General features: G+C 34.2%; 24 protein-coding genes and 1 pseudogene. 5 read left to right on the plus strand and 20 right to left on the minus strand.

The window, feature by feature from the left end:
• Position 1: 1 nt before the first annotated feature.
• The 10 genes and pseudogenes from MST30_RS11650 to MST30_RS11695 all read right to left on the minus strand — a co-directional run bounded on the left by MST30_RS11650 (position 2) and on the right by MST30_RS11695 (position 8,480).
• Complete coding sequence (locus MST30_RS11650) at positions 2-1,306, minus strand: DASH family cryptochrome (protein ID WP_243471584.1); 1,305 nt, start codon at positions 1,304-1,306, stop codon at positions 2-4.
• The gene (locus MST30_RS11655; RefSeq protein WP_243471585.1) at positions 1,288-1,425 is read right to left on the minus strand and encodes a DUF2256 domain-containing protein; all 138 of its coding nucleotides are present in this window, start codon (positions 1,423-1,425) and stop codon (positions 1,288-1,290) included. The genes MST30_RS11650 and MST30_RS11655 overlap by 19 nt, the downstream gene beginning before the upstream one ends.
• Positions 1,422-2,843, minus strand: a complete 1,422-nt coding sequence (locus MST30_RS11660; protein ID WP_243471586.1) for an SDR family oxidoreductase — start codon at positions 2,841-2,843, stop codon at positions 1,422-1,424. Before MST30_RS11660 ends, MST30_RS11655 begins: the two co-directional genes overlap by 4 nt.
• Positions 2,843-3,481 (minus strand): flavin reductase family protein, encoded by a 639-nt coding sequence (locus tag MST30_RS11665; protein ID WP_243471587.1) that lies wholly within the window; start codon positions 3,479-3,481, stop codon positions 2,843-2,845. The genes MST30_RS11660 and MST30_RS11665 overlap by 1 nt, the downstream gene beginning before the upstream one ends.
• Positions 3,482-4,792 (minus strand): ABC1 kinase family protein, encoded by a 1,311-nt coding sequence (locus tag MST30_RS11670; protein WP_243471588.1) that lies wholly within the window; start codon positions 4,790-4,792, stop codon positions 3,482-3,484.
• Positions 4,789-5,448 (minus strand): TetR family transcriptional regulator C-terminal domain-containing protein, encoded by a 660-nt coding sequence (locus tag MST30_RS11675; RefSeq protein ID WP_243471589.1) that lies wholly within the window; start codon positions 5,446-5,448, stop codon positions 4,789-4,791. Before MST30_RS11675 ends, MST30_RS11670 begins: the two co-directional genes overlap by 4 nt.
• Before the next feature lie 98 nt (positions 5,449-5,546).
• Positions 5,547-6,589: pseudogene (gene arsB, locus MST30_RS11680) on the minus strand (ACR3 family arsenite efflux transporter).
• Positions 6,590-6,592: 3 nt separating this feature from the next.
• Entirely contained in the window at positions 6,593-7,207 is a 615-nt protein-coding gene (locus MST30_RS11685; RefSeq protein ID WP_243471590.1) for an arsenate reductase/protein-tyrosine-phosphatase family protein, read from the minus strand.
• A 15-nt stretch (positions 7,208-7,222) separates the two neighbouring features.
• Entirely contained in the window at positions 7,223-8,113 is an 891-nt protein-coding gene (locus MST30_RS11690) for an arsenite methyltransferase (RefSeq protein WP_243471591.1), read from the minus strand.
• Positions 8,114-8,150: 37 nt separating this feature from the next.
• Complete coding sequence (locus tag MST30_RS11695; RefSeq protein ID WP_243471592.1) at positions 8,151-8,480, minus strand: ArsR/SmtB family transcription factor; 330 nt, start codon at positions 8,478-8,480, stop codon at positions 8,151-8,153.
• A 150-nt stretch (positions 8,481-8,630) separates the two neighbouring features.
• Here MST30_RS11695 and MST30_RS11700 point away from each other — a divergent pair, with 150 nt between their 5' ends.
• On the plus strand, positions 8,631-9,479 hold the full coding sequence (locus MST30_RS11700; protein WP_243471593.1) for a DUF2911 domain-containing protein: 849 nt from the start codon (positions 8,631-8,633) through the stop codon (positions 9,477-9,479).
• Between the two features lie 68 nt (positions 9,480-9,547).
• Here MST30_RS11700 and MST30_RS11705 read toward each other — a convergent pair whose 3' ends face one another.
• The 10 genes from MST30_RS11705 to MST30_RS11750 form a co-directional block, all read right to left on the minus strand.
• Positions 9,548-11,353 carry a sodium:solute symporter family protein gene (locus MST30_RS11705; RefSeq protein WP_243471594.1) on the minus strand — a complete coding sequence of 602 codons (1,806 nt, stop codon included), beginning with the start codon at positions 11,351-11,353 and terminating at the stop codon, positions 9,548-9,550.
• Positions 11,354-11,496: 143 nt separating this feature from the next.
• Complete coding sequence (locus MST30_RS11710; protein WP_243471595.1) at positions 11,497-14,016, minus strand: PIG-L family deacetylase; 2,520 nt, start codon at positions 14,014-14,016, stop codon at positions 11,497-11,499.
• A gap of 90 nt (positions 14,017-14,106) precedes the next feature.
• Complete coding sequence (locus MST30_RS11715) at positions 14,107-14,781, minus strand: hypothetical protein (RefSeq protein ID WP_243471596.1); 675 nt, start codon at positions 14,779-14,781, stop codon at positions 14,107-14,109.
• Positions 14,782-14,816: 35 nt separating this feature from the next.
• Positions 14,817-15,899, minus strand: coding sequence for a magnesium/cobalt transporter CorA (corA, locus tag MST30_RS11720; RefSeq protein WP_243471597.1), 1,083 nt, complete (start codon positions 15,897-15,899; stop codon positions 14,817-14,819).
• Between the two features lie 3 nt (positions 15,900-15,902).
• Entirely contained in the window at positions 15,903-16,436 is a 534-nt protein-coding gene (locus MST30_RS11725) for a mechanosensitive ion channel domain-containing protein (protein WP_243471598.1), read from the minus strand.
• 46 nt (positions 16,437-16,482) lie between these two features.
• A complete protein-coding gene (locus MST30_RS11730) occupies positions 16,483-17,070 on the minus strand; it encodes a Maf-like protein (protein ID WP_243471599.1) in 588 nt (195 codons plus the stop codon).
• Position 17,071: 1 nt separating this feature from the next.
• Positions 17,072-17,998, minus strand: coding sequence for a geranylgeranylglycerol-phosphate geranylgeranyltransferase (locus tag MST30_RS11735; protein ID WP_243471600.1), 927 nt, complete (start codon positions 17,996-17,998; stop codon positions 17,072-17,074).
• 8 nt (positions 17,999-18,006) lie between these two features.
• Positions 18,007-18,321, minus strand: coding sequence for a hypothetical protein (locus MST30_RS11740; RefSeq protein WP_243471601.1), 315 nt, complete (start codon positions 18,319-18,321; stop codon positions 18,007-18,009).
• Between the two features lie 5 nt (positions 18,322-18,326).
• Positions 18,327-18,860 (minus strand): KdsC family phosphatase, encoded by a 534-nt coding sequence (locus tag MST30_RS11745; protein WP_243471602.1) that lies wholly within the window; start codon positions 18,858-18,860, stop codon positions 18,327-18,329.
• Positions 18,847-19,608, minus strand: coding sequence for a Rossmann-like and DUF2520 domain-containing protein (locus tag MST30_RS11750; RefSeq protein ID WP_243471603.1), 762 nt, complete (start codon positions 19,606-19,608; stop codon positions 18,847-18,849). Before MST30_RS11750 ends, MST30_RS11745 begins: the two co-directional genes overlap by 14 nt.
• Before the next feature lie 45 nt (positions 19,609-19,653).
• Here MST30_RS11750 and MST30_RS11755 point away from each other — a divergent pair, with 45 nt between their 5' ends.
• From MST30_RS11755 to MST30_RS11770, 4 genes are all read left to right on the plus strand, one after another.
• Positions 19,654-20,043, plus strand: a complete 390-nt coding sequence (locus MST30_RS11755; protein ID WP_243471604.1) for a group III truncated hemoglobin — start codon at positions 19,654-19,656, stop codon at positions 20,041-20,043.
• A gap of 55 nt (positions 20,044-20,098) precedes the next feature.
• Complete coding sequence (gene mscL, locus MST30_RS11760; RefSeq protein WP_243471605.1) at positions 20,099-20,548, plus strand: large conductance mechanosensitive channel protein MscL; 450 nt, start codon at positions 20,099-20,101, stop codon at positions 20,546-20,548.
• 105 nt (positions 20,549-20,653) lie between these two features.
• Positions 20,654-23,938 carry a cytochrome c biogenesis protein CcsA gene (gene ccsA, locus MST30_RS11765; RefSeq protein ID WP_243471606.1) on the plus strand — a complete coding sequence of 1,095 codons (3,285 nt, stop codon included), beginning with the start codon at positions 20,654-20,656 and terminating at the stop codon, positions 23,936-23,938.
• Between the two features lie 54 nt (positions 23,939-23,992).
• The gene (locus tag MST30_RS11770) at positions 23,993-24,184 is read left to right on the plus strand and encodes a hypothetical protein (RefSeq protein WP_243471607.1); all 192 of its coding nucleotides are present in this window, start codon (positions 23,993-23,995) and stop codon (positions 24,182-24,184) included.
• The last annotated feature ends 9 nt before the right edge of the window (positions 24,185-24,193 follow it).

Below are 24,193 nucleotides of genomic sequence, written 5' to 3' on the forward strand. Positions count from 1 at the left end.
CTTAAAACAAACTCGGTTGTAACCATAAATTTCTATAACTTCCTTTACTGTCGTAGCGTTCAGCCTGAAGCTGTACGTTGAATTTTCTATCTCTTGGATCGTTGCCAACTCCTGCCACATACATCCAATTGCCATAGTTGCTGTGAACATCGTAGTCGAGTAGGAGCGATTCAAAATAAGCAGCACCAATACGCCAATCTAGTTGTAACTCTTTTGCAAAATAGGATGCAACATTTTGGCGACCTCTATTGCTCATCCAGCCCGTTTCTTTGAGTTCAATCATGTTGGCATTTACAAAGTCGCTTTTAGTGTTTCCATTAATCCAATTGTCAATTAATTTTTGGTCTATTTTCCACTCATAAATTTTATTTAGGATACCATCTAACTTAAAAATCTGATTACCATGTTTCAGGGAAATGTATTTGAAATAGTCGCGCCAAATCAATTCAAAAATGAGCCAATAGGTAGACTCATTATTGTAGTGTTCTTTTTCAAAATGCTTGACGTTCCAATAAATCGTTCTAGCGGAAATACTTCCGTTAGCCAACCAAGGTGAAAATTTTGAGCTGTAGTCCTTACCAATTAAACCATTTCTAGTTTTCTTATAAAAACCTAATTTTTTGGTGTTGAAGAAATAGTCTTCCAATCGTTGTAAAACTTCAGTTTCACCTCCTTTAAATGGAAACGCAGAATGCGTATGTGTTTCAAAATCTTCAAAACCTAAATCTGTTAATGTTGGAATCTTAGTATCGTTTTCAATTCTATTATTTTCAGATTGTTTCTTGATTGTCGACTTGTGTCGAATAGCTATGTATTTTTCAAGCTTTTTTCGGAATACTGTAAATACTTGAGGTGTTTGGTGAATCTCAAAATTGATATCATCAGGATGAAATAGAAATTGATTGTAAATGTGATGCCAAGACACGTTGTTTATCTTTTTTTTTACGGCATTTTCAATATCAACTTCTTCCTGTGTCCATTCCTTTTGAAGGTAAATATTATTGACATCATAAGTCTCACAGATTGAAGGAATGATTTCTTCAGGATGCTCATGGTAAACTAACAGATCTATATTAAGGCTACTGAGTTGCGCTTTTAGATTTTCTAGAGTTTCAATTAAAAATTCAGCTCTATATTTCTCAGTTTTTTTGAAACCAAAAGCATCGACTTCAAACTGTTTTGGATCAAAACAATACACACCAAAAACTTTACTACCATTTTTTGTAGCTTCACTTAATACGGCATTATCTATGGTTCTAAGATCATTTCTGAACCAAACTAAGTTTTCTATTTTGTCCTTCTGCATTTTTCGCTACAATATTTAACGGTGTCCCAATCTTTTGCCCATTTTTTGCGCCACGTAAATTGTCGTTCACAAACAGGACATAGTTTTGAAGGTAAGTTTTGTTTTTTTACACCTTTCATTTTTTGTTAATCAAGGCGTTAATCATTCCATTAAAAACAAAAGCGTGAAAGGGTAGAACCGAGTACCAATACAATCGTCCCCAAATACCTCTTGGTCTAAAAACTGCACGTTGGTAGAGCTGGTCTTTTACAATTTTGAATTCTAACCAAGCTTCGCCTGGTAGGCGCATTTCAGCAAATAGTAGTAAACGTTTTTCGTCTTTATCGGCAAATAGTACACGCCAAAAATCGAGCGCATCACCTGGTTCTAAATAAGTGTCGTGCGTTCTTCCACGACGTAACCCAACACCACCAAAAAGTTTATCAACATAGCCTCTAATTTTCCAAAGCCAGTTAAAACTATACCAACCATTTCGGCCTCCAATACTCCAGATTTTATTGAGGGTAAACGTTTCATCTTTTACCGTTCTATGTCGTATATCTTTATAACAACCAAAATGTGGTAACTCAATATATTTAGAGAGCTGCACGTTAAATCTGCCACTGCTAATGGCATCTTTCCAACTAGAGACTACAGCATTTTGCTCAATTTTTTGAAAGGCTAGATTTACAGCTGTTTTGTAATCTACAGGTTCTATACCAATGATTTCATTGATGTTGCTAGGTTTTCCGATCACTTCAACTTTCATGCTATCTACCAAAGCAGCAGCCAATTTAAACGACGTTGAGGTTACAAAATAGAGCCAGTAAGATGATAGTTTTGGTGTTAAAACCGGAAGTGTGACGATATGGCGTTTGAGGTTACGGACGTCAGCAAATTGCAATAACATTTCTTTGTAGGTAAGCACTTCTGGACCGAAAATATCGAAGGATTTATTGAACAATTCTTCTTTGCCTAATCCGCCAGACAGAAAACCTAATACATCACGAATGGCAATAGGTTGCGTTTTTGTTTTTAGCCATCTTGGAGTAATCATAAAAGGTAGCTTTTCTACAATATCTCTTATGATTTCAAAAGAAGCACTTCCACTACCGACTATAATTCCGGCTCTAAATGTTGTAAGTGCATAGTGATCTGACTTTAACGTGTTTTCAACTTGTAAACGTGATTTTAAATGTTTTGAAAGTGAATTATCGTTAACAATACCACTGAGATAAATAACTTGTTTGCAACGTGTAGCATTTACTAAATTCTTAAAATTCTGAGCACATTGACGCTCTAAATCCACAAAATCATTTGAGCCTGTGGACATAGAATGTATCAGATAATAAGCTGCATCTATATCTTCAGGAATCTTATTAGGTTCAGGATCTAAAAAATCGAGCTTAATAAAGGAGCAAGAGGGATGATTTTCAATTTCATCTGGAATACGGTTTAAATCACGTACACAACAAACTAGCTCATGCTCATCTTCTAAAAGCTGAAGTGCTAATCTTTTGGCAATATAGCCCGTTGTACCTGTGAGTAGAATTCGCATTAATCATTTATGTTTTCAAATTCAGGTTTAGGTCTTTGGTATTCTAAACGTGTGTTGGAATTTGGGACAGCATAAGCATCTAAACCATTAATTGCTGCAACTTTTCCTTTTGATAAATTGATGAAACCGTCTTTTTCTAATAAGCCATCTTTCACATATAGTTTCTTGATTTTCCCAATCAATAGAATGGTATTATTAGCTTTAATTGGATACTCTTCAACATATTCCATGACCAATTGCAATGGACAGTTTTTTACAAATGGAGCTGAAAAATTATCCTTGTATTCCTCATCGAGACTAGTAACATCAAACTCAGAAATAGAAGCATCGTATTTTGCAGAGGTATGATGTGCATCTTCAAGAATATTTTGATGAATATGATTTAATGTGAAAAAACCAGTTTCTTTTATATTATCATACGTATTTCTGATAACTGTAGTCGGTCTGAGGAAAAAGCCAAGCAATGCAGGATCAGATCCTAAATGCGTCACAGAACTAAACACAGCTACGTTACTTATACCATCCTTACTTTTTGTGCCAATAAGGTTTGCAGACTTGTAACCTGAACAACTATTTATAAGGTTTATTCGGTATAAATGATGCATTTGGTTAATATCATCGTTATCAAATTCTATCATTTATAGTGTATTAAAGTTGTTGATTTTGATGTCTTTTGCTTTGAGGTCGAACATTAGATTGTAAAGTCCGAAGAAGGTTCTGTTGATATAAATAAAATGTTTAGAACCACGGTTACCGTTCATGTTTCTCAATTCTGTACTCTTAGAATATTTTTGTCCCATTTCAGTGATTTTTCCGAAGAATTGAGCATCCGAAAAGTCGAAATTTTCTGCATGGAAAGGCTGGGTAAATAAGCTTAACAATTCATGAAACATATCGGTGAAAAAGATAATTTCTTCTTCAGAATCATCTTTTCTTAAGATCTCTAATTCGTAAAGTTTAGCTTTAAATTCTTCAGGATTACTAATCACTTTTTTATCGGCCAACTCAAAATATGGTGTATAGAATTCCTCTGGAATACTTTTCATGCAACCAAAATCTAACGCGATTAAATTTCCATCTTCAGAAATCAAAAAATTACCAGGATGCGGATCGGCATGAACTTTTTTCAACCTATGAATTTGAAACATGTAAAAGTCCCATAACGCTTGTCCTAATTGATTGGATAATTCCTGATCTGCATTATGTTGTACAAATTCAGAAAGGTGCTCACCTTTCATGTAATCCATGGTGATAATGCGTTCTGACGAAAATTCTTCGTAATAATTCGGGAATTTAAGATTTGGAATATGATTACAAGCTTCTACAACCGCTTTGCTTTGTTGTAACTCTAGAATGTAATTGGTTTCTTCGATAAGTTTATTTTCAACTTCTTTGAAGTATTTATCCGAATCTTTCCCTTTAATATTGAACATCTTAATAGCAATGGGTTTTACCAAGGCTAAATCTGAAGCAATACTCTCTGCAACTCCAGGATATTGGATTTTCACAGCAAATTTTTTCCCATCCTTTTCGGCCAAGTGAACCTGGCCAATGCTTGCAGCATTTACTGAAGTTGCATTGAAAGTATCGAATAATTCTTCTGGGTGTTTCCCAAAATATTTTTTAAACGTCTTAATCACCAAAGGCGCAGACAATGGAGGTACAGAAAATTGAGACAGCGAAAACTTTTCTACATAAGCTTGTGGTAATATGCTTTTTTCCATACTTAGCATTTGCGCGACTTTTAGCGCGCTACCTTTAAGCTGCTTTAGGCTATCGTAGATATCTTCAGCATTATTTTTGTCTAATCTAGACTTCGCTTCATCTTCTGTTTTGGTGATTTTATCTCCGTAATATTTTAAGTAGTTTACACCAACCTTTGCTCCAGTAGAGACTAGTTTGGTAGCTCGTGATATTTTTGAAACAGGTATTTTGTCTATTGTCTTCATGCGTTCATTTTAAATTTTTCTTTGTAAATAAACTTTCCGAAGTCGATAAGACTTTTTAATGGAGTTGTATCGATGAGATCAAAACTAGTGTTGACTGATTTTTCAATAAATACATCTGTTTTTTCAAATGCTTTTGAAGTGTCATCTATCCAAAACTTTATGGTCATCAATAATTGAATCCAAGCAGATTCTTCAATACTTCTTTTTTGAAGTTTCTCTAACTTTTCTTCTTTTAAGTCTAGCGTTTTAATATCTAAAGTAGAAACATATTTGGTGAAGCTAGATTTTAAGCTTGAAAGCGTCTTAAGCGTTTTTAATTTGTTTTTTTCATTTTCTAAAGCATAAATCACATAACTTCTATTAGCCGTAAGCACTTCAAAAAATGTATAGTAAAAACTTAAAAGTTTATTGCGAGCATCAAAAGATTGATAGTCTTCACTTTTTTGTAAAACGTCGTGAGTATTATCAAAAAACGCTTTGAAAATACTTTTTTCTAAAGCATCAAAAGAATTGAAATGTTCGTAGAATTTTTGTTCTTCAAAATTGTTGTCTTTTGAAAAGGAGTATACAGATTTAGGTTGTTGGTTATGCGTTAACACATAATCCATATATAAAGAAATTAAATCTGCTTGTTTTATGTTTTTTTTCTTTGCCATTGTAATTGATTTACAATGTAAAGATATTAAATGTTTAACTATTTGTTTTAAAAGTTAAACAAAATTTAACTAAACTTTGAATCGAGCAGATTTAAGAATTAGTGGTTCTTAGGCAAATAGTATTTTTTTCGCAACCCAAAAGCCACTCTAACCAATAAAATTAATGCAGGAACTTCTACCAAAGGACCAACAACTCCTGCAAATGCTTGTCCAGAATTTAAGCCAAATACAGCAATGGCTACAGCAATAGCCAATTCAAAATTATTGCCAGCTGCTGTAAAAGCAATGGCAGCATTTTTATCATAAGTAGCTCCCATGGCTTTACTAGTAAAGAAGCCTATAATAAACATCAGGGTAAAATATATTAGCAATGGTATAGTTATTATGAGTACATCCATTGGAATCTCTACAATTAACTCACCTTTAAGGGAAAACATTACCACGATGGTACAAAGCAACGCGATTAAAGTCAAAGGGGAAATAGTTGGGACAAACTTTTTAGTGTACCATTCTTCACCTTTCAATTTCACGAGGATAAGTCGAGATAAAATACCCAATAAAAAAGGAATGCCTAGATATATAGCAACACTTTCTGCAATAGTTGCAATTGAAATATCTATAATAGCACCTTCAAACCAAAATAGGGGGGCAATACTGTGATAAATAGATAGGCATAAAAGCTGTAACCAAAAACCTGAAAAACACTATTCAGAGCCACTAAGCCAGCTCCGTATTCACTACTGCCTTCTGCTAAATCATTCCAAACTAAAACCATCGCAATACAACGTGCCAAGCCAATAAGAATGAGTCCAACCATATATTCAGGATAATCTTGTAAAAAGATTATGGCTAAAACAAACATTAAAATCGGTCCGATAACCCAATTAAGAATCAATGATATTGAAAGGATTTTTACATCCTTAAATACTTTTGGTAATAAGGCATAGTTCACCTTTGCTAATGGTGGATACATCATTAAAATCAGTCCGATAGCTATGGGAATGTTTGTAGAACCGCTACTGTAGCTATTGATTAACTCAGGAAACGAAGGAGCAAAATAACCAATACCAACACCAACAATCATTGCTAAAAATATCCAAAGTGTTAGGTAACTATCCAAAAAACTCAGTTTCTTTTTCATTTGTTATAGCTTTATTTGGGAGAAAATAAACTTCATTTCAGTAGCGATTTGAAGGCTACGCTCTTCATATTTTTCTGATTGCTGCGGAGTACCATCTGAGACTTTTGGATCTTCATAAGTAATAGGAATTCGTTTTTCTGCACCTACAATAAACGGACAGCCTTGATCTGCCGAAGAGCACGTCATTATAGCAGCAAAACCACTTTTGGGATTAAAGTTTAAAGTAATAGTTTTTGAAAATCCAATAATAGGATGTTGGTTCTCGCTATATTTTATGCTGTAAATAGGGTTTTCTTCATTAGATAGTATCTCTACTTTAAATCCTGAATTTTCTAAGGTTTTTGCAGCTACAGGAAACAAGGCTGTTGCTTCAGTACCTGCAGAGTAGCAAAACAAGTTTTCTATCCCAAAATAAGAGCCTGTCGCTTGTGCCCAAGCTTGCGAGAGATGACTTCTTCTAGAGTTATGTGTACAAATAAAATTGAGGTTGATAATTTGTTTAGCATCAACTTTAGCCTGAATAAAGTCAATTAGAGGTTGAAGAATAGTTCTTCTTTCTTCAGAAATTGAAGCTGTATTCAGGCTATTTAATTTTTCTACTAATTTAGAATATAACATCTTTAATTATTGCATTTAGCAGCAGTTACCATCAGGTGTACAGCATGGCTCATCACTAGAAATGTCTGCTAATTGAAGTTTTGGTTTTTTTTCCTTCTTGCCTGGTTTTTCAGCATAAACTGTAATACTGAAAATACCAACGTTATCAGAATTGAATTGTTTAGTCATTTCTTCATCTAAATACTTGCTTAAAATATCATCAGGAATAGTGATAGGCTTTTCTTTTTGAATATTAACATTTACAAAACCTTCATCAGAAATGTGTTTTAAATAATCCTCTTTTTGAATAGCTCCAGCCACACAACCAGCATACATCTCGGCATCTTCTTTTAAAGCTTTAGGTAAATCACCAACCAAGACGATATCTGAAATACTAAAATGTCCACCAGGTTTTAGAACCCTAAAAATTTCACTGATAACTTTTTGTTTGTTAGGCACTAAATTGAGTACACAGTTGCTCACAATAACATCAGCAACATTATCAGAAACAGGCATATTATCGATATCACCTTCTCTAAACTCAACATTATTGTAGCCAAGTTTTTCAGCATTGATGCGTGCTTTTTGTATCATAATAGGTGTAAAGTCAATACCAATAACTTTACCTCTGCTGCCTGTTTCATGTCTCGCAACAAAACAATCGTTACCAGCACCAGAGCCTAAATCTATAACGGTATCTCCTTTTTGAATTAAAGCGAATTGCGTTGGCAATCCACAGCCTAAGCCTAAATCGGCATCACTGACATAGCCATCAGTTTCTGAATAATCATCCATCATAATGTTATAAACTTTATTGGATGGAGTAGTGGCACCACAACAAGATGAAGCATTTTCAGCCTTGCCTTGTTCGGCAATTTTTGCGTATCGTTCCTTTACGATGTCTTTAAGTTCTTGTTCAGTTTTCATAATTATATGTTTTGTATTGCTATAAAATCAATATGATTTAACAACAATTAGTTTTTTTAGATTCATAATCTAGAAAATGAGAAATAAGATCTTTTGCATTAGCCCAATTATCTTCATCTATACAATAGCAAACGCTTGTACCTTCTATATTTCCTTTAATTAAGCCTATATTTTTTAATTCTCGAAGATGTTGAGAGATTGTAGCTTGTGCCAAGCCAATTTCGTCCACCAAATCACCACAAATACAAGTGCTAGAGTTGAAAATATGTTGCAGTATAGCCACTCTTGCAGGATGCGCAAAAGCCTTAGCTATGGTAGCAATTTGGTTTTGTTTTTTGGTAAAAATCTCAGATTTCGTTAGTCCCATAAGTCCACTTAATTATTATATTGCAATATTACGATTAAATAAATTGTTGAATGCAATTTCAGTGTTAATTTTTCTTTTTTAGGTATTCGTTAACATTCTTGGCCTGTGTTATATTGTAATTTTAACAAAACATTAATCAACACATACAAAATGAAAAAACTAGTACTTTTTGCTTTTGCCTTAACCTTAATGTTTTCGGTAAATGCACAGGTGGAAACACCACAGCCAAGTCCTTTTACTAAAATTGAACAAAAGGTCGGTTTAACAGACGTAACCTTAGAATACTCTCGTCCGAGTATGAAAGGAAGAAAAATATTTGGGGATTTAGTTCCTTACGGAAAAGTATGGCGTGCAGGTGCCAATAAGAATACTGTAGTTACTTTTAGTGATGACGTTTCTGTAGAAGGTACTACTCTAAAGGCAGGTTCTTATGCTATTTTTGTATCTCCCAACAAGGATTCGTGGACTGTTTTTTTCTATACAGACACCAATAATTGGGGAACACCAGCTAAATGGGATGATTCTAAAGTCGCAGCTAAAGTTACTGCTAAGGTATACGAGATGCCTATGGATGTAGAAACTTGGACTATAGGTTTTGATGACTTAACTAACAGCTCTGCCAACATTGGTTTCATTTGGGAAAAAACATATGCTTCTGTTAAATTTAAAGTGCCAACTGAAGACAAGGTGTCTGCTTCAATCAAAAATGTAATGTCTGGTCCATCTGCTAATGATTATTACTCTGCTGCAGTGTATAATTTATCTGAGGGTAAAGATTTAGATCAAGCTATGAAATGGATAGACAAGGCGGTTGATATGACAAAAAATGAACCGCGTTTTTGGTTTTTAAGACAACAATCTTTAATACATGCTGCCAACGGAGATAAAAAAGGAGCGATTGCTGCTGCAAAAAAATCTTTAGAAGGTGCTAAGGAAGCAGGTAATGATGATTATGTGAAAATGAATAAGGACTCTCTAAAAGAATGGGGAGCGATGTAATAGTATTTTACACAATATAAAAAAGCGCAACCTAAATGGGTTGCGCTTTTTTTATACTGTGTATGTGATTAAATAGGTTGCTTAGAAAACTTCTGAAGAAGATTTGCAATAACTATAACTACAACACAACCGAATAAATTAAGCCATAAATAAGGCATCCAATCAAAAGCCCAGCCAATAATTACAATGACTTGTGTTATAAGTGCTCCAATAAATACAGCATTTCCTTTTATATGCTTAAAGAAAAAGGCTAGTAAGAAAATACCTAGTACATTTCCATAAAAAATAGAACCAATAATATTTACCAATTGAATTAGATTTTCAGCTAAATCAGCAAAACAAGCAATGATAATGGCAATAATTCCCCAGCCTAATGTAAACCACTTGGTCATATTCACCATGTGCGTTTCTCCTTTATCTTCTTTTAGGTTTCTGCCGTACAAATCAATAGAGGTAATCGTCGCCAACGCATTGATTTCTGAAGCTGTTGAAGACATTGCAGCTGAAAGAATAACGGCTAATAACAAACCTATTAACCCAGTTGGTAAATTATTAAGTATAAACCGAATGAACATATAATCTCTGTCATTGGTTTCTGTATCTTTTGCAGCGTCTTTATACAATGCTAAAAGTTCTGCAGACTTTGTTTTGAATGCTTCGCTTTTTGGATTTGATTTTAAATTTTCAACTTCACTTTCAAGTGTAGCATAATTGGTTTTGTATTCTGAATCAATCGCTTTTTTTATTAGGAATTTAGACTCCAAGCGGTATGTTTTTTCGATACTATCAATTTGAAATAGTTCCTGTTTTAATTCGGGATTATCGTTCTTTGCATAAGCCAAACTTAGTCGTTGCTTCATGTCAAAAAGTTCAGCTTGCTTATCTTGAAGTACTCTGTATTCATTTCCGTATTCTGAAGCTAAAACCGTTTCAGTAGATTTGTCAATAAAATTTAGTGGTGAAGGGTTAAATTGATAAAATACAAATACCATAACACCAACTAAGAGGATAAAGAATTGCATAGGTACTTTTAACAGGCCATTAAAGAGTAAGCCCATTTGCATTTCTTTCATGCTTTTACCAGAAAGGTAACGTTGTACCTGGCTTTGATCTGTGCCGAAATAAGACAGCATTAAAAAGGTTCCACCAATAAGACCTGTCCAAACGGTATAACGATTTTCTAAATCAAAAGAAAAATCTAGTACTTCCATTTTTCCTGTAGCACCAGCAATATCAATAGCATCGACAAAAGAAACTTCATCTGGTATGAGGTTAATAATGATAAAAAGCGCAGCCACCATACCAGCAAAAATGACAAACATTTGCTGTTTTTGGGTCACAGTTACTGCTTTGGTGCCACCAGAAACAGTGTAAATTATTACCAATACACCAATAATGATATTTAGAGTAACAATGTTCCACCCTAAAACAACAGAGAGAATAATGGCAGGAGCAAATATGGTAATACCAGCAGCCAAGCCACGTTGAATTAAAAAGAGGATAGCTGTGAGTGTTCTGGTTTTTAAATCAAAACGATTTTCGAGAAATTCATATGCGGTATATACTTTAAGACGATGATAAATAGGAATAAATACCATGCAAATAATAACCATAGCAATTGGCAAACCGAAGTAGAATTGTACAAATCCCATACCGTCCGAAAATGCCTGACCAGTTGTAGATAAGAATGTAATAGCACTAGCTTGAGTTGCCATTACAGACAAACCGATGGTCCACCATTTGGTCGTATTACCTCCTCTTACATAATCCTGAACATTTTTACTGCCTCGTGTTTTCCACGTGCCATAGCCAACTATTATTGCTAATGTGGTAATTAAAACTGTCCAGTCTATCCAGTCTAAAGTTTGTTGCATAGGCTTAGGCGAATGATGCTGTTATGAAATAAAAGAGAAGAATGTAAAGTGCGTTGGCAATGAGCACAATGGTGTACATTTTATCCCACTTTTGTTTTTGTTGCGGTTGGTCTTGGTTGTGCATATTAATCAGTTGTTGGTTGTTAGTTTTTCAATGTCTTATTTTCACCTTTCCCGGCCGAGAGTAAGTTGGCAAAAAGACGATATGCGCCAGAAACACCAGCTGGAAACTCTCTAAAGAAACTTAAGCCAGTATAGATATAGTTGCCCTTACCGTATTTAGCAACCAATAGACTCCCTTCTTTAGAAGATTCACCTTTATCGTTCATAGAAAGAAGTGGTGTAAATTCATCTGACCATTGATTTGGAAAATATAAGCCACGTTCTTGTACCCAACCTTCAAAATCTTGATTGGTGATTTTGTTTGGGAAATTAAGAATAGGATGGTTAGGCTCTAATATTTTAACTTCAGCATTTTCATCGGTAACACGATCTCTTGATAATTGCAAATCATAAGGTGCTATGTTGTCTGTTTTTAGGCGTCTGTTGGTATTATATTGAACAATAAGGTTTCCGCCTTCTTTTACATATTCTAACAAGAATTTTTGTTTGAATTTTAATTCGTCGAGAATATTATAAGCTCTAATACCTACAACAACAGCATCAAAATTAATCAGGTTTTCTGCTGAAATTTGTTCTGGTTTTACGATGGTAACATTGTAACCGATTTGTCTTAAACTCTCTGGTACTACATCTCCAGCACCTTCAATATATCCAATGTTATTACCACGTTTATCAATGTCTAAACGAACCACTTTACTCACACTAGGCATCAACACAGTTTGATACGGAATGTGACTGTAGTCTATTTCAATAAGCTCGTCAGTGTAATATTTTCCATTAATATTTACCATTGGAGTAATAAGGCCTTCACTTTGGTTTTTAGGTGGTATTACAGTAAACACCACTTTTTGAATATCTCCTTTGTTTACGATTTCAATTTTTTGTTTTTGAGGATAGACATTCCAATCGTTTGGATAAGCCATTTGCACATAACCTTCAATAGCATCTCGACCAGCTTTTACAGTAACTTCGATCTCTTTTTGTTGGTCATTTTCAAAAATGAAAACCTTATCAGAGATACTTGCAGACACTTCTGGGATTATTTCAAAAGGTCTGTATAATTCACCTTTGTCAGGTTTTGAATATCTGTAAATTACTGGTTTGGTTATGGTTATTGGTGTACCTTCAATGTTAAGATTAAAATCCACAAAAACAGCTCTTGGTGTTTCAGGCTTACCAATCCATTCTTCATTATCAACATGATACATGCCAAGTGTACTCTTTTTGTTGAGCCAATATGGTGTGGTATAATGGCTGTTTTTTGGTATGGTAATGCCTTCGTTAAAATTTAATTTCTGATTTTCTGCCATGTCTATTTGCTTAGAAATAGCATTCTGAAGCGTTGATAGCTTGTAGGACATTAGTTTTATGGAAGCAGAACTTCGGTTTAAAGCTTCAATATCTAAACTAACAGTGCTGTTTGGTGCTGCATGTGGCGAGTTTGCAGATGCTTCTAAGTATAAGCCTGCACATGCCTCTATTATTGTTAATAGCTCTTTAGATTTAATAGCTTTCCAATGATCGTCTTTAACATTTTGAAGCAATCTGTAAGCTTCTAATAATTGAGGTAGGTGAGTGGCTGGATTTTTAAAGTTGAAGTTCTCCTCAACAGAATTCAGAATGTTTCCGATAGCTAATCCTCCTTCTATGCGATTCCAAGATGTATCGATACCTTCAAAAACCGAATTGCTACCGTTAAGAGGTTCGCCTTTTAAAAATTCTATGTATTCTTGCTGTGTGCCACGTTGCGATAAACGACCAAAACCTTGGCATAAATGCTGACTACTAGCTAGTGCTGCGACTTCGTTATTAGATAAGCCTTTGCTTGGGTAGTAAACACCAATATCAAAATTTAGCATGTTGCTTTTATCAGCCTCTTCAAATTTTTCTTGACTACCATAAAACCACCATGAGGTATTAAAAAAGATACGTTTTGGTTGCCATGTTTCGGTATATTGTAGTTGTGAAGGGTATTGTGAAGTGTCATTAGCTAGATCAAAAGCTTCCATGCTTAACATTGCAGAAGACGTGTGGTGACCATGTGTAGAGCCTGGTGTTCTGTGGTCAAAACGATTGATAATCACATCTGGTTTAAAATTTCTAATAGCCCAAACCACATCTGCAAGTACTAGATCTTTATTCCAAATGTCTAAGGTTTCTTCAGGATGTTTAGAATATCCAAAATCATTGGCTCTTGTAAAGCGTTGTTCGCCACCATCTATACGACGTGCAGCTAATAATTCTTGTGTTCTTATGACTCCAAGAAGTTCTCTAATTTCTGGTCCTATGAGGTTTTGTCCACCATCTCCACGAGTTAGCGATAAATATGCTGTACGTGCTTTAACCTCGTTAGACATATACGAGATTAGACGTGTATTTTCATCATCTGGATGAGCAGCCACATACAAAACAGAACCTAAAACATTGAGTTTTTGAACGGCTTCGTAGATTTCTGAGGAATTTAGTTTTTTGGGTTGTTGTGCTGGTAAAGAAATTAAACAGCTAAAAATGAATAGGATACAGAGTCTAGTCTGAAACATGAGGTTATTAAGTTAGTGTGCTTTTCAAATATAAAAAAGTAGACTTTTTTAACCTTGCTTTTAGGTTTTGTTTAACGAAAAAGTAAGGATTCAAGACTTGTTGTTTTCAATGTCGTAGAGCTCTTTTTCTGTAAAATTTCTAAAAGAAAATTTATAACCTTCAACCGCAGCAATAGCATAAAAAACGAAATCCATTGGACTAGCAATTTCTGAAATAATACTGAATGTTTGTGAATAGTCAAATAGTGAAAGTGTTTCAAAAAAGCCTAATTCTTCAGCCTCTGCGACTAAACCAACAATACTTAATAGATCACCTATAAAACAACTTAAAACTGCAATTATAGCACCACAAATACCAAAGATTGGGTCTATGCCTTTGCCAAATATGCGCATACCTATACCTACAGCGGCACCAACACCAATTGCCACAATACCTACCTTGTAACCCGTAGTAACAGTGATAAATGCCCAAGCTATTGCTGCTAGAATACCAATAATGATACCAGCAAAAATAGCTATAGGTAAGTTCTGTTCTGCTTTTAATGCGTTTAACTTTTCTTCAGAAAGACGAGTGTTAATCTCATCTCTTTGAAAAGTAACTTCGTCGTTTAATTCAGCAACTTGCTGCTCGTCTAATTTATAGGAGTCACATTCGTTTTCGAAGTCAGCAATGCGACCTGTTAGTTGGCATGTAAGACCAACTTTTAAGTCCATTTGACGATTAACACAGGTTTTACAAAACTTAAGGTGTTCTTGTCTAGTCATTGGGTAAGGATTGGTTATATAGCAAGTATACTAAATTATAACCACTTTTTCCTTTTAAAATAATAAAGCATTCCTAAAAAGAGCAGAACCATTACTCCTATGAGTATATGGTAACTATATTTGTAATGCAACTCTGGGATGTTATCGAAGTTCATGCCATAAATACCAGCGATAAAGGTGAGTGGAATAAAAATGGTAGCTATAATAGTGAGTACTTTCATCACTTCATTCATTTTGTTACTAATGGTGGTCATGTACATATCCATTAAACTCCATATCATTTCGCGATAAATATCTATGTTTTCTGACACTTGAATTAAGTGATCGTATATGTCTCTAAAGAAGTTTATTGTACGTTTATAAATAAAAGGGTGTTCACCTTTTTCTATTCGGTTTATAATTTCGCGAAGCGGGAAAATGGCACGTCGTACTTTTAGAATTTCACGTTTTAGTTGTTGCACTTCTACATTGATGTTTTCTCTATCATTACCCGAAAACAGCTCGGTTTCTAAATCTTCAATTTTGTTGCCTAGGGTTTCAATAATGCCAAAATAGTTGTCGACTATAGCATCAATTAAGGCATACATGAGATAATCTGATTTTAGACCTCTAATTCTTCCGTTTGCCAAACGCAGACGTTCTCTAATGGATCCAAAAACATCTCCTTCAGATTCTTGAAATGTAAGGACATAGTTTTTGCCTAGAACAATGCTAACTTGCTCTATAATAATGTTTTCATCATCATCATAATAAAGCATTTTGAGCACAACAAAAAGATAATCGTCGTACTCATCTATTTTTGGGCGTTGCGACGTGTTAACGATGTCTTCTAAGACCAAAGGATGAAGGTCGTATAGTTTACCAATATCTTCAATCTTATCTGTATGCTTTAGTCCATCTACATTTATCCATGTTACGGAGTCTGTCTCTTTATAGTTTACCGCATCTTCAATATTTAGTAAAATGGATTCTTCGATGTAGTCTTTTGTGTAGTCAAAGCATTCTACATGAAAATCTTTATCTGATTTTTGGCCGGTGTAAATAAGAGTTCCAGGAACCTGACCAATATGCTTTTTTGATTCTTGGGTGCGTTTTTTCTTGGTACGTCTTTTTATCATAGTTTAAAGAATACTGCTATCGTCTAAAGCATCTTTCTTCATTAAAGTTACAGCTTTTTGAAGAATTAAGTTGTTTGGGTAGGTAACTAAATCTCCATTATCCTCTCTAAGTATGAGCTGAAATGCTCTAATATCTTCTATAATTGCTTCTACAGGATAATCTTTATCGTGTATTTTTATTTTATCTCCAACTTTATAAGGAAACGAGAAAAACATAATAACACCAGAAGTTATGTTACTTAAAATAGACCATATAGCAAATAACGCTATGCCAATAACAGCAAATACAGAAGAAAATACTAAAGTGATATCACTAGTCCTAGCACCAAGAATAAAAGCCTCTATTAACAATGCCAAAAGCACTAATGTTACTGTGACATAACGACCTATTAAAGCTGCTCTGGCCTCGGTGGTTCCACTTTTTTTTCCAATTTTGTTTACTGCAACAACAATTATTGCTCTAGTAATAAGAAGTATAATTAATACGATAAACGTATATATTAATTCATCTTTATAGGTTGTGAAGAAAGAATACATAACTAATGATTAATGTATAGCAAATATAATTCTGTTTTTTTAGAATTTATCCAGAAATAGTATTTAACGTTTCGTAAAGTAAGTGTGTTGGTAGCCCAACGACGTTGTTGTATGAGCCTTCGATGTTGGTAATTGCTATGGCTCCAATCCATTCTTGGATGCCGTAAGCACCAGCTTTGTCTAATGGTTTGTAAGTGTTTACATAGTACCAAATTTCGTCGTCTGTTAACGCCTTAAAAGTAACTTTGGTAATGGTATTTACAACCTTTTGCTGCGTTGTTTGTGTAAAGCAAATAGAGGTCATTACCTCATGGGTTTTGTTGCTAAGCGATTTAATCATCCTAAAGGCATCATTCTTGTCTTTTGGTTTTTCAACAGGTTTGTCGTCTAACCAAACAATGGTGTCGCTGGTAATTAAAATGTCTTTGTCTTTGAGTTGATTTTTAAAAGGTTCGGCTTTTAATTTTGCTAAATAATCTGTGATTTCAGAGCCTTTTAAAGTATTGGGATAAACTTCGTCAACAGGCTGAAGACGCACTTTAAAATCTATATTCATAGACTTTAAAAATGCCTGACGCCTTGGTGAAGCAGAAGCTAAAATGATGTTATAATCCTTTAGTTTGTCGTTTAGCATACTAATTCAAAATAAAAGGATAAAGACTCATAGAAAGCATGCCAGTAAGCATGACTAATTTTAACATCAAACTAATGTGCTTGTAATGCGATTGTTGCTCTGCACTAAAAATCTTTATGGTAATATAAATGAGTGGTGCAACAACAAATACTAAAAAATAACCCACTAAAAGTTGTTGAGTAAATAAACTAGTAATTATATAATATACTACAGCAAAAAGTGGTATTAGAGACAGTACAAATGCAACTTTGTTTGCTCTATCTCTTCCTAAAACTATTGGCATGGTTTGCATACCAACTTTGTGATCTCCGTTAATGTCTTCAATATCTTTAACAACTTCTCTAACTAGGTTTATTAAAAAAGCGAAAATGGCATAGTCTCTTATGATTTCTAAAAATGGAATATTAGCCACATTATTGATGGACAACATTGAAGGGATTAATTCAAAAATACCAACAACCAAAATACTTAATGCCACAACAATAGAAACCACAATATTCCCTATTAAAAACATCTGTTTTAATGCAGTAGAGTAGATGTAAAGCAACGCAGAGCTAATAAAAAATACTACGAAAAGAGAAGAATAATTAATGAGGTATGAGAGGTAAAAACCCAATCCAACACCAATAACATTTAGAAGCATGAAGTAGGTATAGCCATCCTTTTCTGAAATGTGCTTATTGATGATGACTTTACTTGGTTTGTTAACCTTATCTGTGTCAATATCATAAATATCGTTTATAATATATCCGCCAGCTGCAATACATAATGTAGCTATAACCAAAATAATAAAAGCAAAAGTACTGAGAGTAGTTGTAACACCTTGACTTTCATTAAAAGGAAGCAATAAAGCGTACTTAATTAAGATTTGCACAAGCGCAATCATTAATAGGTTTTTCCAACGGATTAGATTAAGAAAATGAATCATTTTAAGTATTAATGAGAAAGAATTTGATTGATTAAATAATAAGCAACGTATAAAACAAAAGCAAAAACAATAAGGCTGATAACAACGGTTCGCCTAAATAATTTACGTTCTTGTTTTCGTATTTTGTTTTTTATTTTTTCTTTATCTGTTTTGCTAAGGTTTTTGTGCATAAACTCCATCTCATAATGGAGATGAGCCTCTAAATCTAGCTTTTCTTTATAGACAGAAAAGGGAGTGCTTGTTTTTTGGTTAAAAGTAGATTGGTTGTTGCCAAAACCTATATAACCAAAACCAGTGCTATGTCGTCTGCTTCTTCGAGCCATGTTATTTAATCGTATTTAGCGTCAAAATTACCATTCCACTTGTTGTGTACTTTTAGCACCTGCTCAATAACATCTCTAGCAGCACCTTTTCCTCCATTTTTATGCGAAATATACTTTGAAATGGCTTTGATTTCTGGAGCAGCATCCTGAGGACAACAAGGTAAACCTGCGAGTTCCATAACAGGAAAATCTGGAATGTCGTCTCCCATATATAAAACTTCAGAGGCTTTTACATTTTGTTTTTCTAAATAATCGTTGAGTTGCTCAATTTTATTGTGTGCACCTAAGTAAATATCCTTTAACCCCAAACCCTGTAAACGTTTGCGAACACCTTCGTTAGAGCCTCCAGAAATAACACAAACATTAAATCCTGCATCAACAGCAGTTTTTAGGGCAAATCCGTCTTTAATACTCATTGTGCGTAGCATTTCGCCAGAGGTTGTAATGGTAACTGTACCATCGGTAAGTACACCATCTACATCAAAAATAAAGGTGTTGATATTTATAAGATATTCTTTGTAGCTTTTATCGTTGTCCATGTGTTTTCTTTATAGAAGCGGTTAGCAATTCATAAATTGCCTTGTGTTCTTCGTTTTCTAACTGTTTTAAATGACGCTTTATGGTCTTTTTATCATTGCGTTTTGCTGGCCCTGTTTGCGCTTTGTAAGGTGACATATCTTGTACCTTTCTGGCAGTTTCCATAATCAATGGCTTTAGAATATCAAAGTTAATGCTTTTGGCATCACTGATTTCGTGTGCTATTCTGTATAACTGATTAGTGAAATTATTAATAAAAACAGCAGATAGGTGTAAGGTTTGGCGTTGTTCGGTTGTAATTTTATAAGGTTTGCAGCCTAAAGCTTCAGCTAAATCTTTCATAAGCTGAAGGTTTTCTTTTTCAGTCACTTCAATGCAGATTGGGACTTCGCTAAAATCCAATTCCGCATCTTTAGAAAAGGTTTGCAGTGGATAAAATACAGCACGCTGATTTTTTCTATCTAAATCGTGAATAGAAACACTGCCAGAAGTATGAGCTACTAATCTGTTTTCAAAAGGTAACGCTCTAGAAAGCGATGCAATACTATCGTCGCTAACAGCCATAATGTAGATGTCAGCGTCTTTAAGTTGAGCCAAATCATCTATGGTGTCAACGTCATTGGCATAAGACGATATGTCACTATACGTACGGTTGTACCATTGCTTTACAGTAACATTCTTAGCGTTTTTGAAAGCTTTATATAAGTGAGATGCAACATTTCCTGCACCTAGAATTGTAACAGTTATCATGCTGTAAAAATAGTAAGATTTAGATTAAAAGAATAACTTTGAGGCATGAGTAAATCTGATATTAAAACAAGAGACGATATTTATCGCTTAGTTTCACAATTTTATACAAAAGTGCGTAAAGATGAAGTGCTAGGTCCATTCTTTAATGGAACTATTAAAGATTGGGATGCACATTTAGAACACCTCACTACGTTTTGGGAATCTAGCTTGTTTTTAAAAACACGATTTTACGGAAATCCTTTAGAGGCTCATGTAAAAGTAGATGCTGAGCATAATCATAGCATTACAGAATTGCATTTTGGACTTTGGTTAAATCTTTGGCATCAAACCATTGATGAGTTATTTGAAGGCGACTATGCAGAAAATGCCAAACGTAGAGCTCGTAAAATGGGCACATTTCTCTATCTAAAAATTTTTGAGGCCAGAAATAAATAACCCTCCGCTTCTTGTTAACTTTGTGGGTTTGAATCTTAATTAAACCTAATCAAAAATGAAGTTACTAAAAGAATTTAAAGAGTTTGCAGTAAAAGGTAATATGATGGATATGGCTATTGGTATCATCATTGGTGCTGCTTTTAATAAAGTTATAGATGTATTGGCAAAACAAGTGTTGTTACCTCCATTATCCATGTTATCTGATGGCACTAATTTTCAAGATAAACGATTAATATTAAGAGAAGGTGTGACCGATGCTTCAGGCACTGTAACTATAAGTGAAGTAGCAGTTGAATACGGAAAATTGTTTGAAGTATTTTTAGATTTTTTAATCATAGGATTTACTGTGTTTATTGTTGTAAAAGCCATGAACAAATTAAGAAACAGAGCACAAGACACCAAAGATGAAACCGTTGCAACACCTAAGGACATTCAGCTATTATCTGATTTAAAGGTGTTAATGGAGGAGCAAAACCGACTTTTAAAGTCTCAGGTTTCAAAATAATTGAGGGTAGAGTAGTAAACTTTAACGCTTTTTGGGAATTGAAAAATTAAGCCAAAACAGTAAAAAGCGTTATCTTTGCGCGAGCTTAAAAAAGCCTTTAAGACTATGCAAAAGAAAATCGCAAACTTCCTCTTTTCCACTAAACTTACTGCTGTTTTATTCATTGTATTTGCTGTTGCTATGGCAGTTGGTACAATATTAGACGCACCATCTTTTGGAAACCCTACAGATAAATCTCCAACACCTTACACCAGAAATTTAATATATAATACTTGGTGGTTTGAGACTATTATGGTCTTTTTTGTGATCAATTTTGTAGGTAACATTTCACGCTATAAACTTCTTAAAAAAGAAAAGTGGTCAATCCTTATCCTACATGTATCATGGATATTAATTATAGTAGGAGCAGCTGTAACCAGATATATTGGTTATGAGGGTATGATGGCGATAAGAGAAGGTGAAACCGAAAGTCAGTTCCGTTCTCAAAAAACATATATAAGCGGAAGAATTCTTGGTGATTACGAAATTAATGGACAATTACAACAACGTAACATCATGGAAGAGGTCGATTTTTCACCTCGTTTAGATAATGAATTTGAAAGAACTTACGATTACGGAGGCACAGAGGTAACCCTAAAACTTAAAGAGTTTGTACAAGGAGCAGAGAAGGATATTGTTCCAAACGACAAAGGAGAAAGCTATCTCAAGGTTGTAGAAGCTGGTAATGGTAGTCCACACAACCATTTTTTACAAGAAGGACAAGTAGCCAATATGCACAATGTACTTGTGTCTTTAAATAAAGAGCAAGAAGGAGCCATTAATATTTTCAATAACGAAAATGGCCTGTTTATTAAGTCACCTTTTGAAGGTGAATATATGACCATGGCCACAGGACAAACAGGGAGATTAGAAAAGGATAGTTTACAGCCTTTAGCGTTAAGATCGCGTTACATCATTGGTAATATGCAATTGGTGTTTCCAAAACCAGTGGTTAAAGGTGTTTTTGGCATCGTAAAAAAACCAACCATTTTAAAAGGAGATGACGATGGAGTGGTGCTAGACGTTACTGCCAATGGTGAAACCAAAAGCATCAATCTTTTGGGCGGACAAGGTATTTATAACAGAATAGAAGAAATTAAAGTTGGAGGATTAGATATTGCTCTGCGCTATGGGTCTCGATTAGAACAGTTGCCTTTTGAAATAAAACTAAACGATTTTATTGCCGAAAAATACCCAGGAACAGAAAAGGCCTATTCGTCTTACGAAAGTAAGGTTACTGTTATAGATAAAGAGCAAGGTGATTTTGATTACCATATTTACATGAATCATATTTTAGACCATAGAGGTTATAGATTCTTTCAAGCAAGTTTCGATCCAGATGAGAAAGGTACCATACTTTCTGTAAACCACGATCGTTGGGGAACTTATATTACTTATACTGGTTATATGCTTTTATATTTTGGTCTTATAGCCATTTTATTTGCTAAAAACACCAGATTTGATGATATCAGAAAACGTCTTAAAAAGCTTAAAGAGAAGAAGGTGAAGATGATGACTATGATGCTTTTATTGTTAAGCCTTACCGGTTTTGCACAAGAGCATTCTCAAAATGATGGTCACGATCATACTTCAAATCAGCGTCCTACCAAGGCACAAATAGACTCTATTTTAAGCGCTAATATTACACCTGTAGAACACGCAGAAAAATTTGCTAAAATTGTTATTCAGGACTATAGTGGTCGTATGATGCCAATGCATACCTATGCATCTGAAGTGTTGCGTAAGTTGAGTAAGAAAGATACTTATGAAGGCTTTACGGCAAATCAGGTATTTTTATCCATACAAGAAAGTCCACTGTTATGGTATAATGCACCAATCATTTATTTAAAACCACGTAAAGCAGATTCTATAAGAACGATAATAGGTGTAGATTACGATCAGAAATATGTAAGCTTACTCGATTTTTTCACTGAAAATGGAAGAAATAAATTAGGGCCATATATAGAAGAAGCATATAAAGCACAGGTGCCTAATGGTTTTCAGAAAGAGGTAAAAGAAGCCTACGGAAGACTTAGTCTTTTATCTGAAGCAATTGAAGGACGCTCTATTAAAATTTTTCCTGTTCCTGATGATGAAAACAATACTTGGATTTCGGCTTTAGAATATAGAACAAGCGGTTATCAAGAAAAGATAAAGGATTCGTTATATGGCAATTTTATTAACAACGGATTTAGTTCTTATTTAATTCGCTTAAATAACGATAAGCAAACAGGTGATTTTTCAAATTCCGAAGCTATGCTAGATGCTATTAAAAAGACGCAACAGCGCTACGGAAGCGAAGTAATGCTATCTGATAAAAAGATAGAATCTGAAATTTTATATAACGAGTACGATATTTTTAAGCAATTATTTAGCTGGTATCTGTATGCAGCCACATTCTTATTCATATTTATTATTGTGCAAATATTCTACCACAGAAGTAAATTGGTAAATATTGTGGTAAAATCTTTAGTAGGTATTGTAGTTGCTCTATTTGTATTGCATACATTAGGTTTAATATGGCGCTGGTATTTATCTGGTCATGCTCCATGGAGTGACGCATACGAATCTTTAATTTATGTGGCTTGGTCTTTAATGTTGTTTGGCTTATTGTTGGCATATAACAGACAGCTTATGCCTAAAAAGTTTTCATTTAAATTTTTGGTACCGTTTTATGGTCTTTTCGAAAAGCGTTCTTCAGATTTAACAGTTGCTGCTTCTGCATTTGTGGCAGCTATGATTTTAATGATTGCGCATTGGAACTGGATGGATCCTGCAATTGCCAATCTTCAACCAGTTTTACAAGGGTATTGGCTAATGATTCACGTTTCTGTTATTGTAGCTAGTTATGGTCCATTCACGTTAGGAATGATACTAGGTGTTGTGTCATTGCTACTAATGATTTTTACGACCGAAAAGAATAAAAAACGAATGGATATCAACATCAAAGAGTTAACCATTATCAACGAAATGGCATTAACAGTTGGCTTAATAATGTTAACCATTGGTAACTTCTTAGGAGGTATGTGGGCTAATGAAAGTTGGGGACGTTATTGGGGTTGGGATCCAAAAGAAACATGGGCTTTAATTAGTATTATGATTTACGCTTTTGTTATTCATATGCGTTTGGTACCGGGACTACGAGGACGTTGGATATATAATCTTATGTCTGTAGTTGCATTTGCAAGTATTTTGATGACGTATTTTGGTGTTAATTTCTATTTGTCTGGTTTACATGCTTATGCCAGTGGAGATCAAATTTTAAGTTTAGAAATTAGTGCATATACGTTGTCTGTAATTGCCATAATAGCAACAGTCGCTTATGTGAAATATAAGAAGTATTACAAATAGGGTTTAATAAGTCATTGTAAATTTCTTAAATTGAGGTGTTAAAACTAACCCTCAATGATGAATTACTTCAAAAAAATAGGAACTGCAAACGTATTAATGTTGATTTTGTGTGCAGTTATTGTCCTTGTTGCCGAATACTTATTTTTAACAGGAGACCAAATGCATGGTTTATTTGTTGGCCTTTGGGCACCTACCTTGTTAGGTATTATGATATATTTAAAACTCGTAGACCATGGTAGCAAATGATATAGTATT

This window comes from Winogradskyella sp. MH6, from assembly GCF_022810765.1.
Taxonomy (GTDB): Bacteria; Bacteroidota; Bacteroidia; order Flavobacteriales; family Flavobacteriaceae; genus Winogradskyella.

Coding starts and splice junctions, on each gene's coding strand:
- MST30_RS11705 (WP_243471594.1), bottom strand. CDS start 11,353: ATGCAACAAACTTTAGACTGGATAGACTGGACAGTTTTAATTACCACA.
- MST30_RS11755 (WP_243471604.1), top strand. CDS start 19,654: ATGAGTAAATCTGATATTAAAACAAGAGACGATATTTATCGCTTAGTT.
- MST30_RS11740 (WP_243471601.1), bottom strand. CDS start 18,321: ATGGCTCGAAGAAGCAGACGACATAGCACTGGTTTTGGTTATATAGGT.
- MST30_RS11655 (WP_243471585.1), bottom strand. CDS start 1,425: ATGAAAGGTGTAAAAAAACAAAACTTACCTTCAAAACTATGTCCTGTT.
- MST30_RS11770 (WP_243471607.1), top strand. CDS start 23,993: ATGATGAATTACTTCAAAAAAATAGGAACTGCAAACGTATTAATGTTG.
- MST30_RS11695 (WP_243471592.1), bottom strand. CDS start 8,480: ATGGGACTAACGAAATCTGAGATTTTTACCAAAAAACAAAACCAAATT.
- MST30_RS11715 (WP_243471596.1), bottom strand. CDS start 14,781: ATGACTAGACAAGAACACCTTAAGTTTTGTAAAACCTGTGTTAATCGT.
- MST30_RS11670 (WP_243471588.1), bottom strand. CDS start 4,792: ATGAAGACAATAGACAAAATACCTGTTTCAAAAATATCACGAGCTACC.
- MST30_RS11650 (WP_243471584.1), bottom strand. CDS start 1,306: ATGCAGAAGGACAAAATAGAAAACTTAGTTTGGTTCAGAAATGATCTT.
- mscL (WP_243471605.1), top strand. CDS start 20,099: ATGAAGTTACTAAAAGAATTTAAAGAGTTTGCAGTAAAAGGTAATATG.
- MST30_RS11735 (WP_243471600.1), bottom strand. CDS start 17,998: ATGATTCATTTTCTTAATCTAATCCGTTGGAAAAACCTATTAATGATT.
- MST30_RS11700 (WP_243471593.1), top strand. CDS start 8,631: ATGAAAAAACTAGTACTTTTTGCTTTTGCCTTAACCTTAATGTTTTCG.
- MST30_RS11660 (WP_243471586.1), bottom strand. CDS start 2,843: ATGCGAATTCTACTCACAGGTACAACGGGCTATATTGCCAAAAGATTA.
- ccsA (WP_243471606.1), top strand. CDS start 20,654: ATGCAAAAGAAAATCGCAAACTTCCTCTTTTCCACTAAACTTACTGCT.
- corA (WP_243471597.1), bottom strand. CDS start 15,899: ATGATAAAAAGACGTACCAAGAAAAAACGCACCCAAGAATCAAAAAAG.
- MST30_RS11665 (WP_243471587.1), bottom strand. CDS start 3,481: ATGATAGAATTTGATAACGATGATATTAACCAAATGCATCATTTATAC.
- MST30_RS11750 (WP_243471603.1), bottom strand. CDS start 19,608: ATGATAACTGTTACAATTCTAGGTGCAGGAAATGTTGCATCTCACTTA.
- MST30_RS11725 (WP_243471598.1), bottom strand. CDS start 16,436: ATGTATTCTTTCTTCACAACCTATAAAGATGAATTAATATATACGTTT.
- MST30_RS11690 (WP_243471591.1), bottom strand. CDS start 8,113: ATGAAAACTGAACAAGAACTTAAAGACATCGTAAAGGAACGATACGCA.
- MST30_RS11730 (WP_243471599.1), bottom strand. CDS start 17,070: ATGCTAAACGACAAACTAAAGGATTATAACATCATTTTAGCTTCTGCT.
- MST30_RS11685 (WP_243471590.1), bottom strand. CDS start 7,207: ATGTTATATTCTAAATTAGTAGAAAAATTAAATAGCCTGAATACAGCT.
- MST30_RS11745 (WP_243471602.1), bottom strand. CDS start 18,860: ATGGACAACGATAAAAGCTACAAAGAATATCTTATAAATATCAACACC.
- MST30_RS11710 (WP_243471595.1), bottom strand. CDS start 14,016: ATGTTTCAGACTAGACTCTGTATCCTATTCATTTTTAGCTGTTTAATT.
- MST30_RS11675 (WP_243471589.1), bottom strand. CDS start 5,448: ATGGCAAAGAAAAAAAACATAAAACAAGCAGATTTAATTTCTTTATAT.